Source organism: Streptococcus infantis ATCC 700779, assembly GCF_000187465.1.
Lineage (GTDB): Bacteria > Bacillota > Bacilli > Lactobacillales > Streptococcaceae > Streptococcus > Streptococcus infantis.
This window is the reverse complement of the sequence record NZ_GL732439.1, coordinates 448,590-463,266: the sequence shown is the minus strand read 5'-3', so window position 1 is coordinate 463,266 and position 14,677 is coordinate 448,590. Positions and strand designations below refer to the sequence as shown.

Below are 14,677 nucleotides of genomic sequence, written 5' to 3'. Positions count from 1 at the left end.
ACTCCATTATAACGTAAAGTCTTGATTTTTCAAGTCTTGGCTTCAGAAATTCCTAATATTTCTTGAATTTCAGTAAGTGTGAGACTTCCACGAGACTCTGTTCCATCCAATACTTCTGAGACCAGATTCTTTTTCTCTTCCTGCAACTCTTGAATCTTCTCCTCGATTGTGCCTCTAGTTACCAGACGATAAACCTCAACAGCTTGGTCTTGTCCCATACGGTGGGCCCGGCCAATAGCCTGTGATTCAACTGCCGGATTCCACCATAAGTCTACCAGAATAACTGTATCCGCACCAGTAAGGTTGAGACCAACTCCACCAGCTTTTAGAGAAATCAAAAACACATCGCGCTCACCTTGGTTAAAAGCCTTGGTCATTTCTTGACGCTCCTGTGATGGTGTAGAGCCAGTAATCTTAAAGGAAGTTAAGCCAAGCTGAGGCAACTCCTTTTCGATGCGATCAAGCATTCCCCTAAACTGAGAGAAGATGAGTACACGATGATTTCCCTCAGCAATTTGACTTAGTAGATCTCGTAAACTATCAAGCTTCCCGCTATCTCCCTTATAATCTTCCATAAATAGAGCTGGAGTATCACAAATCTGGCGAAGACGCATGAGTCCTGTTAAAATTTCAACTCTATTTCGTTGAAATTCTGCATCGGTCACTTGTCCCAAACGCTCTTGCATCTGTTGAAGTTGAGCTAGATAGATAGCTTTTTGCTGGTCCTCCAGTTCATTTTTATAAACGACTTCTATCAGATCAGGTAACTCTGTAAGAACATCCTCTTTCTTTCGACGCATGACAAATGGTTTGATAAACTGTGCCACTCTCTCAGCAGGCAATTTCATAAAGTCTTTTTTTGCTGGCAAAAGTCCTGGCAATACAATCTGAAAGATAGACCATAATTCCCCTAGATTATTTTCAATTGGTGTTCCGGAAAGAGCAAAGACTGATGGAACCACAAACTTTCTCAAAATCTTAGCAATTTTGGTTTGGGCATTTTTCATCACTTGGGCTTCATCTAGAAATAGAAAATCAAAAGATAAATTTCGATAGATTTCACTATCCTGACGGAAAGTGGCATAACTGGTTACATAGACCTGATGTTTTTCTGCTAAAATAGTCTCGCGATAAGGTTTCAATCCATGTACGACAGCCACATCCAAATTTGGTGCAAATTTTTTAAATTCATCAGCCCAATTATAGATGAGACCAGATGGAGCAAGAATCAAGACACGGCTATTCTCCTGAAGTTGGCTACTTAAAAAGGCGATGGCTTGTAAGGTTTTTCCAAGTCCCATATCATCAGCTAAAATTCCACCAAATCCATAATGGTCTAACATCTGAAGCCATTGAATCCCTTTTTTCTGATAATCCCTGAGTTGGGCTCGAATATCTAGGGATTTCATCGGAAAATCCTCTGGATGCGTTAAATGATGCGCCAAATGACGAAATTCATCAGTAAAAGTAACTTGATCCTGGTCCTTAAACAGATGAGATAAGGTATAAGCCAAAGACTTGCGAGCCTGAAAAGCAGCACTCTCTATCTCATCAATTCCTAAGTCTTCTAAATCTTGTCGAATACGTTTTGTCTGTTCATCAAAATAATAGACCTGATTAGACGAGCTAATATAATAGTCCTGCTTGGCAACGAGAGCTTTCATTGCTCGATTGATTTCTTCTTGATCAATATCCTGAAAATCAAATTGAATTTCTAAAAGACTTCCCTTAGATGATATCTGAACTTGAGGTTTTTGAATCTGATAAAGATCTTGCATGCTCTCTGAAATCTTTAATTCTCCTAGCGCTGAAAAGGCTGGTAATACTTCCTGAAAGAATGTATGGACTACTTCAGCTTTCAAACTTTGACGCCATGAACGAAAATCCGCTTCAAACCCAGCAGATAAGGCCAACTGAAAAATCTGTTTTTCCAATTGAATGTCACTAGCAAAAGGAAGTTTCTCTAGTTCATTACGATTGGTTACTAGGCAAGTTTCATATTGAAATTGCATATCTAATCGAATAGAACCATCCTCTTCACGATCCATATAAAAAGACGGACGGAAGGATTGAATTTGTAGTGAATCAGGAGCTTCTACTTTTCCTAGGCATTTAAACTGTGACAAGGTCGAAGCTAAAAGATCTCGATCACGAGTATCAAACTGTAAGATCTTTCTGCCACCATTATCTAAAGGAACTTTTCTAAGCGCATCTAATAAACTAGCCTGTTTTTTCGTCATCAGGAAAAAATTCCCCTTGTAGAATAATACTTGTCCTCTGTAAAAGAAATTAAGCCCTGCCTGTTCGAAAATTTCCATTTCAAAATAGTTGGATTTTTCTTCAATTCTAAATGAAAACAAACTTGCTTGGCCATCAAAGTCTTGGAAGAGAAGACGATGATAACTCGAAAGTTGGTGGTCAAACTGAAAGGCTTCTAATCCCATCAGTAGACTAGCCCCCTGCTCAAAAAAGGTTTTAGGGAAATAGAGATGTCGTCCTTGATTTGGGAAAAAAATAGAATTGTCTATTTTCTCCTCAACTAATCCAAGTAAAAAATTCAAAACTTCTTGACTGGCTTTATCAAATTGTTCAAGTCTTAATGAAGTCTCATAATGCTTTCCTATCATGTAAGGTTTGGAAAACTCTATGACTTTTAAGAAAAGAGGGATATCCCTAATCACATAAAACTTGTCTTGCTGAGAAAGACCAATTCTTAAAGTCCAGATAATGCGATTGGTTCCTGCTTCCACCTGCCCTTGAGCAGAAAGCCGATAGATGTTGGATTGACGCGGAACTTGGATAGACTTCAAGAATTCTCCTCCAAAAGTCACCTGTGTCTCAACAGTTTCCTTCTCTTCCTGATTAGCCTCCAGATTGAGTAAGATTTCCTGTCCTAGCTGGTCATTTTTCAAGTAATATTCTAGAGATGCTAAATGAACACAGTAACCTCTTTTTTTGAAAAAATCACATGCACAAAAAATCAAGTCATCGTCTAAACTATAACGAATTTCTTCTTCCGCTACACGCGCATAGATGCGATGGTCTTGTTCTTTAATGATTTCAATCTGACCAGTTTCATAGAGTTCCACTCCCTCCATTCGAAGCTTTCCTGGAATCAATTTAGCCATAATTTCCCCTTTACTTTATCTCTTAATTATACCATATTTTCGCCTATGAAAATAGCCTTCTAGGAAGACTTTTCTCCTAAAAGGCTAGTTTTTAAAGATTTGAAAAAGTGGCAATGATTCGTTGGCAGACTTCTTCCAAAATAGATGTTGGCATGGCTACATTGAGACGAGCGTGGAGGGCTCCTTCTTCACCAAAGTCCAAGCCTCTGTTCAGGATAACTTTGGCTTCGTCTCTTAAAAGCTTTCTTAGCTCTTCATCGCTAATATCATAGGCTGAAAAATCAAGCCAAATGAGATAGGTCCCTTGAGGTTTCATGACCTTGATTTTAGTTTCTTTGCCAAATACATCCACTACATAATTGATGTGTGTCTCAATCAGTTCTTTGAGTTCTGTCAACCAATCTTCACCATATCGATAGGCAGCTTCTGTTGCCAAATATCCCAAACCTGAGATTTCATGTTGATTATTAGCCAGCTGGCGCTTTTGGAAAGCAAGTCTCAACTTAGGATTTTCGATAATAGCGTAGGAATTCTTCGTCCCAGCAATGTTAAAGGTCTTGGTAGCACTGCTTAAAATCAGTGAAAATTCTTTAAAATCTTCATTTACCGTGTTGAATGACTGGTGCTTGTTTCCAAATAGAGCTAAATCTTGGTGAATCTCATCAGATACCAGCAAGACTCCATGTTTTTGACAAAGTTGTCCAATCTTCTTTAAGACTTCCTTTTCCCAAACGCGTCCACCAGGATTATGAGGATTACAGAGAACGTAGAGTTTCACATCTTCTTCGACAAAGTCTTTCTCCAATTGATCAAAGTCAATCTCAAAAAGTCCGTCTTTTTCTACTAGAGAGTTGGTGATTAGTCTACGATTATTGAGCTTAATACTTCGAGCAAAAGGAGGATAAACCGGTGTGTTAATCAGAACCGCTTCACCTTCTTTGGTAAAGGCTTGAATGGCTGTTGAAATAGCTGGCACTACCCCTTCGATAAAGACTAGAGCATCCTTTTCAAAGCGATAACCATGGTGTTTTTCCTCCCAGTTTTGAACGGCTTCAATCAAGCCATCACTAGCATAGGTATAGCCATAGACTAATTGCTCAGCATAGTCATGGACAGTCTGACGAATCTCAGGTAAGACTTCAAAGTCCATATCAGCAATCCAGGCCGGCAATACTTGACGGTCAGTCTCTGCTTCTTTCCATTTGTAGGTATGATGTCCAAAACGATTGGGCAAAGTCGTAAAATCATATTTCCCCATAGTCTTATCCTTCCAAAGCTTGACGCAAATCTTCAATCAAGTCCCTTGCATCCTCAATACCAATAGACAAGCGCAAGAGGTCATCTGTTAATCCATAAGAATGACGAACCTCTGCAGGAATGTCTGCATGGGTTTGAGTGGTTGGGTAGGTAATCAGACTTTCTACACCACCCAGGCTTTCAGCAAAAGAGAATACTTTCAAAGTGTTTAAGATATGAGGGATACGCTTCTCATCTGCTACTTTAAAGGAAATCATTCCCCCACGCCCTGTATACAAGACTTCTTTGACAGCAGGTGATTGTTCCAAAAAGGCTACGATTTCTTGAGCATTAGCTGTTGAGCGCTCCATACGAAGTGACAATGTTTTAAGACCACGAATCAATTGATAACTATCAAATGGTGATAAAACAGCCCCAGTTGTATTGAGATTGTAAAAGAGTTTTTCGTACAATTCAGCATTATCTGTCACAACTACACCAGCTAGAACATCATTATGGCCTGCAAGGTATTTTGTCGCTGAATGAAGGACAATATCTGCTCCGTCTTCAATTGGACGTTGGTAAATCGAGCTATAGAAGGTATTGTCGACGACAACTTTAGCACCCTTAGCATGAGCTAATTTTGACAATTTTTCAATATCAAATTCCAACATCAAAGGGTTGGTTGGTGTTTCGATATAAAGTACATCCACATCCTTTTCTAGCTCGGCAATTAGCTCTTCTTCTGTGTTGGCATAGGTAAAGTGGAAACGTCCTTCTTGCTCAACTTGATTGAACCAGCGGAAAGAGCCACCGTAAAGGTCACGGACAGCTAAAACCTTGCTTCCTACTGGAAAAACGCTAAAGGCTAACACAATCGCAGACATACCTGAACTAGTCACCAAAGCATACTTGGCGGATTCAATAGCTGCCAAAACTTCCTCTGCCTTGCTACGAGTTGGGTTTTTGGTGCGGGTATAGTCAAATCCAGTTGATTGACCAAATTCTGGGTGCTGATAAGTCGTTGAAAAGTGAATAGGTGTAACCAAAGCACCTGTTGCCTCATCAGACTTGATCCCTGCTTGTGCTAAAATTGTGTTGATGTGAAATGATTTACTCATACAATACCTCCAAATCTATAGTAACTATTGTACCACTTATTTTGTATCCTTCGTTTTCTTGTTTTCAAGAGCTAGTTATAGTTTCAAACTATATAAAAAACGATAGCTTCCTGAGAAACTATCGTTTTTCCTGTTGAATAGACTGATTACTTAACGTGTTTAGCAAAATCTTCTTGGGCTTTTTTATTAGATTCTTCTTTTTCTTTCAGCCATTTTTGTCTAGCTTCTTCATACTCAGCTGTTGTGACAATCTTATCTTGCAATTTCACGTATTTGTAGGATTCAACACCCTTATTACCAGCTTGAGAGAAGGCGGCAGAGAATGGAACTGTTTTTCTCAATGTAGGTGTTCCACCTTTAGAAACGTTTGGAATTGCTAGAGAGCTATCCACCAACCAAGCTTGTGCTTCAGCGTATTTATCATAACGTTTGTTCAAATCTTGTTCAGCATTGGCTTCTTCCAACATCTTAGTATAGACATCCAAACCAACAGCTGTTGCTTTAGCATTGGTTGCTCCTGGTTCCAAACCGAGGTTTTGTAGTGAGCCACCACTTGTTAAGCTAAGAGTATCGAGGTAAGTTGATGGGTCTTGGTAGTCTGGTCCCCAACCACCGTTATAAAGGTCATAGTCTTTTTGTGCAGCTGTATTCGCTAGATAACCAATACTATCCATTTCCTCAGTAGTAAGCATTTGAATATCGATAACGACATTATCTGCACCTAGAACAGATTCAATAGACTGTTTGAAAGAACTTGCCTCTAACACCCCCTTCTTAAAGGTTTGGTCAACCGGTAAATCCAGGTGAATTGGGAATTGAACACCTTTGGCTTCCAATTCTTTCTTGGCTTGAGCAAAGACTTCTTTGGCCTTATCGGCATTGTAGTAAGCATCTTGGGCATCAGCGAAGTTCATATTTTGCCATACTTGACCGTAATTGACCATCTTAGAAGCTACGACATCACCAAAATCTTTACCATCAAGTGTTACAAATGATGGTGGAACGAGCAAGTTTCTGATAATCTTAGTTGCTCCTTCTTCCCCTTGAGATTGGGCACCATAAGCAGTACGGTCATAGGCAAAGTTGATAGCCTGACGGAATGATTTATTCAAAACTGCTTCTTGTTGGGCTGTCTTTTCAGCATCAGTTGTTTTTGAAGTATGGTTATAAGATTGTCTATCTAGGTTAAAGTTATAATAGTAGGATGTCGCATCTTGCATGCTGTAAATAATATTATCTTTATTCTTTTCCTTAATTCCTTCAAAGCTCGAACTATTTGGATAGAGACGTGCGTAGCTGTAAACTCCTTCCATGAAGTTACGTGCCAAGGCATCTTGGTCGCTTCCATCGTAGTAAGTCAACTTCACTTCATCTACGAATACATTTTTTGCATCCCAATAGTTTGGATTTTTCTTGTATTCCATGACAGATTTAGATGTGAATGATTTGAGAATAAATGGACCATTATACAAGATATTTGCTGGATCCACTTTACCGAAATCATCCCCTTTTGAGTTCAAGAAGTCTGCATTTACTGGGAACAGAATAGTCGCAGTTGTTTTTGAGTTCCAGTAAGTTTCTGGGTGAGTCAAGGTATATTGGACAGTTTGGTCGTCAATAGCCTTTACACCAACTGTTGAAAAGTCTGTTGTTTTTCCGTTGATATAGTCATCCAAGCCAGCAACAGAATCTTGAACTAGATAGAGAGCTTCAGATTTTTTATCCGCAGCATATTTCAAACCAGTTACAAAATCTTGTGCTGTCACTGGTGCATACTCTTCACCATCTGCTGTATACCATTTGGCGTCCTTACGAAGTTTGTAAGTATAAGTCAAACCATCTTGGGAAACTGTCCAATCCTCAGCTAATGAAGGAATGTAGTTCCCGTATTGGTCATTTTCCATCAAACCGTCTACCAAGTTTGTCACAACATCACCTGTTGTTGCACGATTCTCTAAGAGATAGTTTAGACTAGATGGATCGCTACTGTATACATAATTATATGTTTTAGTAGAACTAGCTGAGTTGCTACAAGCCGCCAATAGCAGACCTGCACTTAGGACAACGCCTGCTAGCGTCAGATATTTTGCCTTAGACTTTTTCATAAACAGAACCTCCAAATTTAAATATTTGTATCATTATACAGCTATTGTTTTTTTTAGTCAAGTGATTTTATCTAATTTTTACCAAATTATAGATTTTTTTCTACATTTTTTATATTTTTTTGTATTTATTCAAGAAAAAAAGAACAATTTAGACTTTTTTACGTAAAAAGTTCAAATTGTTCGTTTTATTTATAAACTATTATGATAATTTTAATCGTGCTCGTAACTGATTTGCTTTTTCCTGTCCAATAACCTTATCCAAGAGACGAGTATAGAGACACATAACTCCGTAAAGCCCGCCACCGATTGTACCAATTAAGGCGACATATAGGAAACTCCAGAAACGTCCAGTTGGTTGGAAGACAAATCCAATAATCCATTGCAAGAGTCCTACTAGAATAAACATAACCAGAGTCAAAATAGTGACTAAGATTGTTCTCTTCAGAATAATCTTTCGACGCGCGCCTGTAACCTGACAGATATCACGATACATCAAGACGTTCGGAATGATAAGACCGATAGTCGTTGAAATGAGAGGACCATAACTATGGAAAATAGCTATCGATGGTAATTGTAGAACAATCTTAGCAATTGAGCCATAAACAAAATACAAGACCGCCTTACGGTTACGGAACATAGCCTGAAGCATTGGTGACAAGACCATGTACAAGCCGAGAATTGTTGATTGCAATACCGCAAAGATAAATAAGCCCATAGCCAAGCCATCTGGCTTACCGTAAAAGACTGTATAGAGTGGTTCACCTACCATGACTACTCCAACCGTTGCAGGTAAGAGAAATAGGAAGAGCATGGTGATACTATCTTGAACTAGACGAGAAGCTGCTGGTAAATCCCCCTTGACATAGTTCTCCGTCAAGAGAGGCAGACCAACACTACCAATCGAAACTCCAACCGAAATCAAAATCATAGTGATTTTATTCGGATTGGCAGAGAAATAAGAAAACATGACAACTAAGTCTTCATTACTATAGTTGGTAAACCACTTCATGCTATTGATAAAGGTCATTTGGTCCAAGATTTGGAAAAGCTGAATAGCCGAACCAGTCAAGATAAAAGGAATAGCTTCCTTAATCGTATCAACCAAAAGACTCTTACTATCAATCTTATCTCGAGTTTCAAAAACTTTTTGGAGCAATCCTTCCTTATAAAGGAAATAAAGCAAGACTGCAAAACTAGCTACCATTCCCACAAAAGCAGCAAAAGTGGATTGAGTAACTGCTGATAGATAATCTTTTGAACCGAGCTTCATGATGATAAAGGTTGCTAAGAGCATCCAAATCACACGGATAACCTGCTCAGCAATTTGACTCATGGCATAAGGTTTAAGATTATTCATCCCTTGGAAAAATCCACGGATAACACTCATAGACGGGAAAATCAAGACAGCCCAAGCTAGACTCTGCATAATGGGAATCAAATCCTTCCCGACACCGGAAAGATCGGCCAACCAAGGTGCAAAGAGATATAAGATCAAAGCAAAGGCAAGTCCCAATACAGTCATAAAGCCTAAGAAGCTTCGAATCAGGGCAAAACTATGCTCTTCCTCATGCATGGTATTGTATTTAGCGACCTGCTTAGCGACCGCCACTGGGATACCTGCTGTCGAAATCAACAAGAACCAAGCATAGATATTGTAACCCATGGTGAAGAGTCCATTTGCCTTAGCGGCATATGTCCCCATCCAAATATACCATGGAATAATGTAAATAGCCCCGAGCAGGCGGCTGATAAAATTACTAGCCGTTAGCCAAGCAGTGCCTCGTAACATCTGGGCTTGCTGATGATTATTTTCGTTAGACATAGCTTCCTCATTCATTTTTAATCACTAGGAAAAGTTCCTTATCTTCCATTATAAACTTTTCCTTGTTACTTGTAAAATTCAGACTTTCAGTTTACAATAGAAAGTATGATAAAGATTGAAACCGTATTAGATATTTTAAAGAAAGACGATCTCTTCCGTGAGATTATCGACCAAGGACATTACCACTATAATTTTAATGATGTAACTTTTGATAGCATCTGCTACGATAGCCGGAAAGCGAAAGATAATAGCCTCTTTTTTGTAAAAGGAGCTGCTTTCAAGAAGGAATTTCTTCTTTCGGCAATAGAACATGGACTCAGTTGGTATGTAGCGGAGCAGGACTATGAAGTAGATATTCCTGTTATTGTCGTTAACGATATTAAGAAAGCTATGAGTTTGATTGCCATGGAATTTTATGGTAATCCACAGGAAAAACTAAAACTCCTTGCTTTCACTGGTACTAAAGGAAAAACAACAGCTGCTTACTTCGCCTACAACATTCTAAATCAAAAACATTATCCAGCTATGTTATCGACCATGAATACGACCTTGGACGGTAAAACTTTCTTCAAGTCTGCTCTGACAACACCTGAAAGCATCGACCTCTTTGATATGATGGCGCAAGCAGTTGATAATGGAAGAACCCACCTTATTATGGAAGTTTCCAGTCAAGCTTACTTGGTGAAACGAGTCTACGGCCTCACTTTTGATGTAGGTGTGTTCCTCAATATCAGTCCTGACCATATTGGACCTATTGAGCATCCAACTTTTGAAGATTACTTCTACCATAAACGTCTCTTGATGAAAAATAGCCGAGCAGTTGTCATTAATAGCGATATGGACTATTTCTCTGTTCTAAAAGAACAAGTAGAAAATCAAGAACATGACTTCTACGGTAGCCAATCTGATAACCAAATCGAAAACTCCAAAGCCTTCAGCTTCTCAGCTACTGGTAAATTAGTTGGTGATTATGACATCCAGTTGATTGGACATTTTAACCAAGAAAATGCCGTGGCTGCTGGACTTGCCTGCCTTCGTTTAGGTGCTAGTCTTGAAGACATTAAAAAAGGGATTGCTACTACTCGTGTCCCTGGCCGCATGGAGGTTCTCACTCAGAAAAATGGAGCAAAAGTTTTCATCGACTACGCCCACAATGGTGACAGTCTTAAAAAACTAATCTCAGTTGTTGAAACACATCAGACTGGAAAAATTGCTTTAGTACTTGGTTCAACAGGAAACAAGGGAGAAAGCCGTCGTAAGGACTTTGGACTTCTCCTCGATCAACATCCTGAAATTCAAGTATTTCTAACGGCTGACGATCCAAACTATGAAGATCCAATGGCCATTGCAGATGAAATCAGTAGCTTTATCCATCATCCTGTTGAAAAGATTGCTGACCGTGAGCAAGCCATCAAGGCTGCGATGTCTGTTACAAGTCAAGAACTGGATGCTGTCATTATCGCTGGTAAAGGAGCTGACTGCTACCAAATCATCAACGGGATAAAGGAGGACTATCCTGGAGATGCAGCCGTCGCAGAACGTTATCTATAGTAAATTAAAAGAAGGCTAGAAAATTTCCTAGTCTTCTTCTATTATTTTATAAAGATGAGTCTTTCCTTATCAAATTCTACAGCTAACTCATATTTCCCATCTTCATTTTGAACGATGTAGCCTAATAAGACTAGACTATCAACAAAGATATCAGGTCGTTTCTGCATGAGTTGATCTTTTTTGAGGAACTTGAGCAAAAAAGTAGTCATGTACTTGAGAGCATACTCAGGATTGACATCCCCTAAAATTTCATACAATCTCTGCTGTTCTTCCGTCAGTGGATAGTGGAACTTGACCTTGCAAAAGTAATTAGACAAGGTCATCTTTTCCCTTGCAAAATCGGTGTGCTCTTCTAGGATAGCTGCATTTGTTTGATTGCGTAATCCCGTCTGAAAATCTTTCTCCAAGATTTCTTGATAGATGGGACTATCATCTCTTACAAAGACTTCTTGGTCTAGTGCAAGAGATTCTGTAGATTCTAGAAATGGGAGATTGAGATAATAGCGTTTGTTTTCTCTCAAAATCAAACCCGCTTTAATATATTCCTCCAAATACTTGTCAACTAGAACCTCTGGAAACTTAGCCTTAATTTCGCGTAGAATAACTTCATCATGCTGATCAAGATAGTCCACCAAGTCCCTAAAGAATGGCTGCCGTGTCAATCGTGATGGATTAAAAATCTGAATCATGAAGATTCCTTTCTTTACATACTAAAAGTAGTGATGCTGCTAATTGACTCGGGTTAGTGCCAGGCTGTTTCAGAGGTACAGGAAGCCCCAACTCTCGATAATATTCTCTCCAGAAATCACTGATTTCCTGTATATTATCCCCAAACTTCATGGGAATGGTCTCAAAAATAGGAAGAATGTCTGCGATATATTGGGAACAATAGAGACCCTCCCCATCAGGATAAAAAGAAAAATTATAAGGAGCTCCCAGATGCTGGTCTGCTCTTTTCTTTACCTTTTGAATATCTATCTTTGGATAGCAATAAATATCATACAGATAATCTGGTTCGAAGAAGTCTATTGGCTTTTGATAGATAACGCCAACTTCCCCACTAGCATGATAGACGAAGCCATCCAAAAAAATAGCTACATGGCTATAGTTTCCAGTAGATGCCTGGATAGCCTGTCCTATATCCGAATCATCTTTTACAAAAATTAAGTCGCCATTTTCCAACATACTTCTCTCCTAGCAAAAAAGGAGTCGAAACTCCTTTTTATTACAATGGGTATCCCCATTTTCATTTTAGAATTAAGCATTAAAGCTTTCTGTAAGTTGAGGTACAACTTGTTTCTTACGTGAAACAGCACCTGGAAGGAAAGCGTGGTTGTTTTCAAGTTTGAAGTTGAAAGCTGCTTCTACCTTGTCCATATTAGCACCAAGAGCCAAAATTTCTGAGTTTGAGTTGACGATGTCTGTAATCATCAAGACAAAGTCAGAGTAGCCGTTAGCTGCATTTGCGGCTTGGATAGCTGCTTCGATTTCAGCTTGGCGTGCCAGTACTTCAGTAATATCAACTGTATTCACTTGAGCCACACGGACATTGTTTCCGTTGAGTTCAAATGTCTTCGCATCAATATCAATCAATTCTTCTGCTGACTTGCTTGCCAAGTTTGTACCAGCCTTGAGCATGGCAAGACCGTATTCTTCCAAGTTCACACCAGCCAATTCAGCCAATTCAAGAGCAATGACTTTATCTGATGGGTGAGTGGTTGGAGATTTCAAAAGAAGAGTATCTGAAATTAAACCTGATAGCATCAAACCTGCAATTTCTTTTGGAACAGCTACGCCATGCTCTTTGAACATGCGGTAAACGATAGATGATGCTGATCCAACTGGTTCTAAACGCATGTAAAGTGGGCTTGCAGTTTCAAAGTTAGCCACACGGTGATGATCCACCACACCATAAACTTCAACTTCAGCGATATCTGAAACAGATTGTTGGAATTCATTATGGTCTGTTAAGATAACTTGTTCTGCCCCTTCTGCTTTAGCAGAAGTGATCACGCGCGGTGCTTCAACACCAAAATAGTTCAATACATAGGCTGTTTCTTCATTTGGAGTCCCAAGAGCTACTGCTTCTGTATCCAAGCCGTATGCTTCTTTTGCAAGATAAGCAAAGGCTACAGATGACCCGATGGCATCTGAGTCTGGATTTTGGTGACCAAATACTAGAATCTTAGACATGATAATACCTCGTTTCTTTATTCTCTTTATTGTAGCATTTTTTTCGCTTTTTGACAAAAGTAAGAGGAGTCAAAGGACTCCTCATTACAAGTCAAAAGAATCGACTAAATTTCTATTTTGATTCTCTTTGAAATAATTTTCTTTTTGCATACGTGTCTTACGCTTGAAAAGAGCTTCAGCAGACATGGCCTCTTCCTTACTGTCAAAACCTTCTGCAAATATGAGTTTTACCGGCAATCGAGCGCGTGTATACTTGGCACCTTTACCGCTATTGTGCACGGCAATCCGTTTCTTCACATCTGTTGTATAGCCTGTATAGTAGGAACCATCACGGCACTCTACCACATACATATAAGCCTTATGATCCATAGTAAATCTCTTGAATTTCTGGTGTATAAGTACCATCACTATTATGAACAATGAGTGGTGGCAAAACCTTAAAGCCACTAGTGGAGCCGTCCTTGATAGCTTCAATCAAAAGCATATTAGCTTCCTTCTCCCGTTTAGGATAAACAAATTGCAGACGTTTTGGAGCCAGATTATGCTGTTGGAGCGTAGCTAAGATATCTAATAATCGATCAGGACGATGAACCATTGCCAAACGTCCATTTGATTTGAGAATACTCTGGGCACTACGACAGATTTCCTTAAGATTGGTTGTAATTTCATGCCGAGCTAAAAGGTAATGCTCACTTTCGTTCAGATTAGAATTTGGATCCACTTTAAAATAAGGCGGATTGCATAAAATCAAATCAACCTTGCTCCCCTGAATGTGACTAGGCATATTCTTCAAATCATCACAGATGACCTGCATCTGTCCACCCAGCCCATTTAAACGTACTGAGCGTTCGGCCATATCAGCAAGACGTTCCTGAATTTCTACAGAGAGAATTTTAGCCTTGGTCCGGCTACTGGCAAACAGTCCAACAGCTCCATTGCCCGCACAGAAATCTACTATCAAACCATTTTTCGGAAAACGAGGAAAGCGTGACAAAAGTACACTATCCACTGAATAGCTGAAAACCTCACTATTTTGAATAATTTTGATGTCAGTAGAGAAGAGTTGATTAATGCGCTCTCCTGTTTTTAATAATTGTTCTTCGTTCATACTTCTATTATAGCAAAATATAATAACATCACAATGATTTGAGGGGATATCAATTACTGTTTTTCTTTAAATGTTCCAAGGCTTCTCGTGTCCAAACAGGCATCATGCGACCAAGCGGCGCGAATCCATGTTTGATGCGATCATTCGAAAAACGTCTCCGTCTAGGAAGTTGATGTTTTTCTTCTTCCAAGGTACGAATGGAAAGGCTAGCCTTCCCTGTATATTCGTCAAAATCTACTACTTGTACCTGGACTTCATCACCGATTTTTAAAACCTCGTAAATATTCTCGATAAATCCTGTCCGAATCTCCGAAATATGAATCAGGCCTGTCACTCCTGTTTCTAACTCAACAAAAGCTCCATAGGGCTGAATCCCAGTAATACGGCCATTTAGCTTATCACCGATTTTCATT

General features: G+C 39.3%; 12 protein-coding genes. 1 reads left to right on the top strand and 11 read right to left on the bottom strand.

What is annotated here, in order from left to right; all coding sequences use genetic code 11:
• Positions 1-29: 29 nt before the first annotated feature.
• The 5 genes from HMPREF9423_RS04515 to HMPREF9423_RS04495 form a co-directional block, all read right to left on the bottom strand.
• Complete coding sequence (locus tag HMPREF9423_RS04515) at positions 30-3,128, bottom strand: pilus expression-regulating Snf2 family helicase (RefSeq protein ID WP_006148143.1); 3,099 nt, start codon at positions 3,126-3,128, stop codon at positions 30-32.
• Between the two features lie 91 nt (positions 3,129-3,219).
• The gene (locus HMPREF9423_RS04510; protein WP_006148142.1) at positions 3,220-4,386 is read right to left on the bottom strand and encodes a MalY/PatB family protein; all 1,167 of its coding nucleotides are present in this window, start codon (positions 4,384-4,386) and stop codon (positions 3,220-3,222) included.
• Between the two features lie 4 nt (positions 4,387-4,390).
• Positions 4,391-5,485, bottom strand: a complete 1,095-nt coding sequence (locus HMPREF9423_RS04505; RefSeq protein WP_006148141.1) for a cystathionine gamma-synthase — start codon at positions 5,483-5,485, stop codon at positions 4,391-4,393.
• 146 nt (positions 5,486-5,631) lie between these two features.
• The gene (locus HMPREF9423_RS04500; RefSeq protein WP_006148140.1) at positions 5,632-7,590 is read right to left on the bottom strand and encodes a peptide ABC transporter substrate-binding protein; all 1,959 of its coding nucleotides are present in this window, start codon (positions 7,588-7,590) and stop codon (positions 5,632-5,634) included.
• Positions 7,591-7,789: 199 nt separating this feature from the next.
• Entirely contained in the window at positions 7,790-9,412 is a 1,623-nt protein-coding gene (locus tag HMPREF9423_RS04495) for a putative polysaccharide biosynthesis protein (protein WP_006155559.1), read from the bottom strand.
• Between the two features lie 105 nt (positions 9,413-9,517).
• Here HMPREF9423_RS04495 and HMPREF9423_RS04490 point away from each other — a divergent pair, with 105 nt between their 5' ends.
• Positions 9,518-10,963 (top strand): UDP-N-acetylmuramoyl-L-alanyl-D-glutamate--L-lysine ligase, encoded by a 1,446-nt coding sequence (locus HMPREF9423_RS04490; protein WP_006148136.1) that lies wholly within the window; start codon positions 9,518-9,520, stop codon positions 10,961-10,963.
• Between the two features lie 41 nt (positions 10,964-11,004).
• On the opposite strand, the gene HMPREF9423_RS04485 is transcribed toward HMPREF9423_RS04490, so the two are convergent.
• The 6 genes from HMPREF9423_RS04485 to HMPREF9423_RS04460 all read right to left on the bottom strand — a co-directional run bounded on the left by HMPREF9423_RS04485 (position 11,005) and on the right by HMPREF9423_RS04460 (position 14,676).
• Entirely contained in the window at positions 11,005-11,652 is a 648-nt protein-coding gene (locus HMPREF9423_RS04485) for a DUF1803 domain-containing protein (protein WP_006148135.1), read from the bottom strand.
• A complete protein-coding gene (locus HMPREF9423_RS04480) occupies positions 11,636-12,148 on the bottom strand; it encodes a YiiX/YebB-like N1pC/P60 family cysteine hydrolase (RefSeq protein ID WP_006148134.1) in 513 nt (170 codons plus the stop codon). The genes HMPREF9423_RS04485 and HMPREF9423_RS04480 overlap by 17 nt, the downstream gene beginning before the upstream one ends.
• 72 nt (positions 12,149-12,220) lie before the next feature.
• Positions 12,221-13,156, bottom strand: coding sequence for a manganese-dependent inorganic pyrophosphatase (locus HMPREF9423_RS04475; RefSeq protein WP_006155574.1), 936 nt, complete (start codon positions 13,154-13,156; stop codon positions 12,221-12,223).
• Positions 13,157-13,240: 84 nt separating this feature from the next.
• Positions 13,241-13,525, bottom strand: a complete 285-nt coding sequence (locus HMPREF9423_RS04470) for a GIY-YIG nuclease family protein (RefSeq protein WP_006148132.1) — start codon at positions 13,523-13,525, stop codon at positions 13,241-13,243.
• Positions 13,515-14,264 carry a tRNA1(Val) (adenine(37)-N6)-methyltransferase gene (locus tag HMPREF9423_RS04465; protein ID WP_006148131.1) on the bottom strand — a complete coding sequence of 250 codons (750 nt, stop codon included), beginning with the start codon at positions 14,262-14,264 and terminating at the stop codon, positions 13,515-13,517. Before HMPREF9423_RS04465 ends, HMPREF9423_RS04470 begins: the two co-directional genes overlap by 11 nt.
• Positions 14,265-14,313: 49 nt before the next feature.
• Entirely contained in the window at positions 14,314-14,676 is a 363-nt protein-coding gene (locus HMPREF9423_RS04460) for a S1 RNA-binding domain-containing protein (protein WP_004252382.1), read from the bottom strand.
• Between the last annotated feature and the right edge of the window lies 1 nt (position 14,677).

What these genes read in the sequence shown, in the direction of transcription:
- HMPREF9423_RS04515 (WP_006148143.1), bottom strand. Translation starts at nt 3,128, where the DNA reads ATGGCTAAATTGATTCCAGGAAAGCTTCGAATGGAGGGAGTGGAACTC.
- HMPREF9423_RS04510 (WP_006148142.1), bottom strand. Translation starts at nt 4,386, where the DNA reads ATGGGGAAATATGATTTTACGACTTTGCCCAATCGTTTTGGACATCAT.
- HMPREF9423_RS04505 (WP_006148141.1), bottom strand. Translation starts at nt 5,485, where the DNA reads ATGAGTAAATCATTTCACATCAACACAATTTTAGCACAAGCAGGGATC.
- HMPREF9423_RS04500 (WP_006148140.1), bottom strand. Translation starts at nt 7,590, where the DNA reads ATGAAAAAGTCTAAGGCAAAATATCTGACGCTAGCAGGCGTTGTCCTA.
- HMPREF9423_RS04495 (WP_006155559.1), bottom strand. Translation starts at nt 9,412, where the DNA reads ATGTCTAACGAAAATAATCATCAGCAAGCCCAGATGTTACGAGGCACT.
- HMPREF9423_RS04490 (WP_006148136.1), top strand. Translation starts at nt 9,518, where the DNA reads ATGATAAAGATTGAAACCGTATTAGATATTTTAAAGAAAGACGATCTC.
- HMPREF9423_RS04485 (WP_006148135.1), bottom strand. Translation starts at nt 11,652, where the DNA reads ATGATTCAGATTTTTAATCCATCACGATTGACACGGCAGCCATTCTTT.
- HMPREF9423_RS04480 (WP_006148134.1), bottom strand. Translation starts at nt 12,148, where the DNA reads ATGTTGGAAAATGGCGACTTAATTTTTGTAAAAGATGATTCGGATATA.
- HMPREF9423_RS04475 (WP_006155574.1), bottom strand. Translation starts at nt 13,156, where the DNA reads ATGTCTAAGATTCTAGTATTTGGTCACCAAAATCCAGACTCAGATGCC.
- HMPREF9423_RS04470 (WP_006148132.1), bottom strand. Translation starts at nt 13,525, where the DNA reads ATGGATCATAAGGCTTATATGTATGTGGTAGAGTGCCGTGATGGTTCC.
- HMPREF9423_RS04465 (WP_006148131.1), bottom strand. Translation starts at nt 14,264, where the DNA reads ATGAACGAAGAACAATTATTAAAAACAGGAGAGCGCATTAATCAACTC.
- HMPREF9423_RS04460 (WP_004252382.1), bottom strand. Translation starts at nt 14,676, where the DNA reads ATGAAAATCGGTGATAAGCTAAATGGCCGTATTACTGGGATTCAGCCC.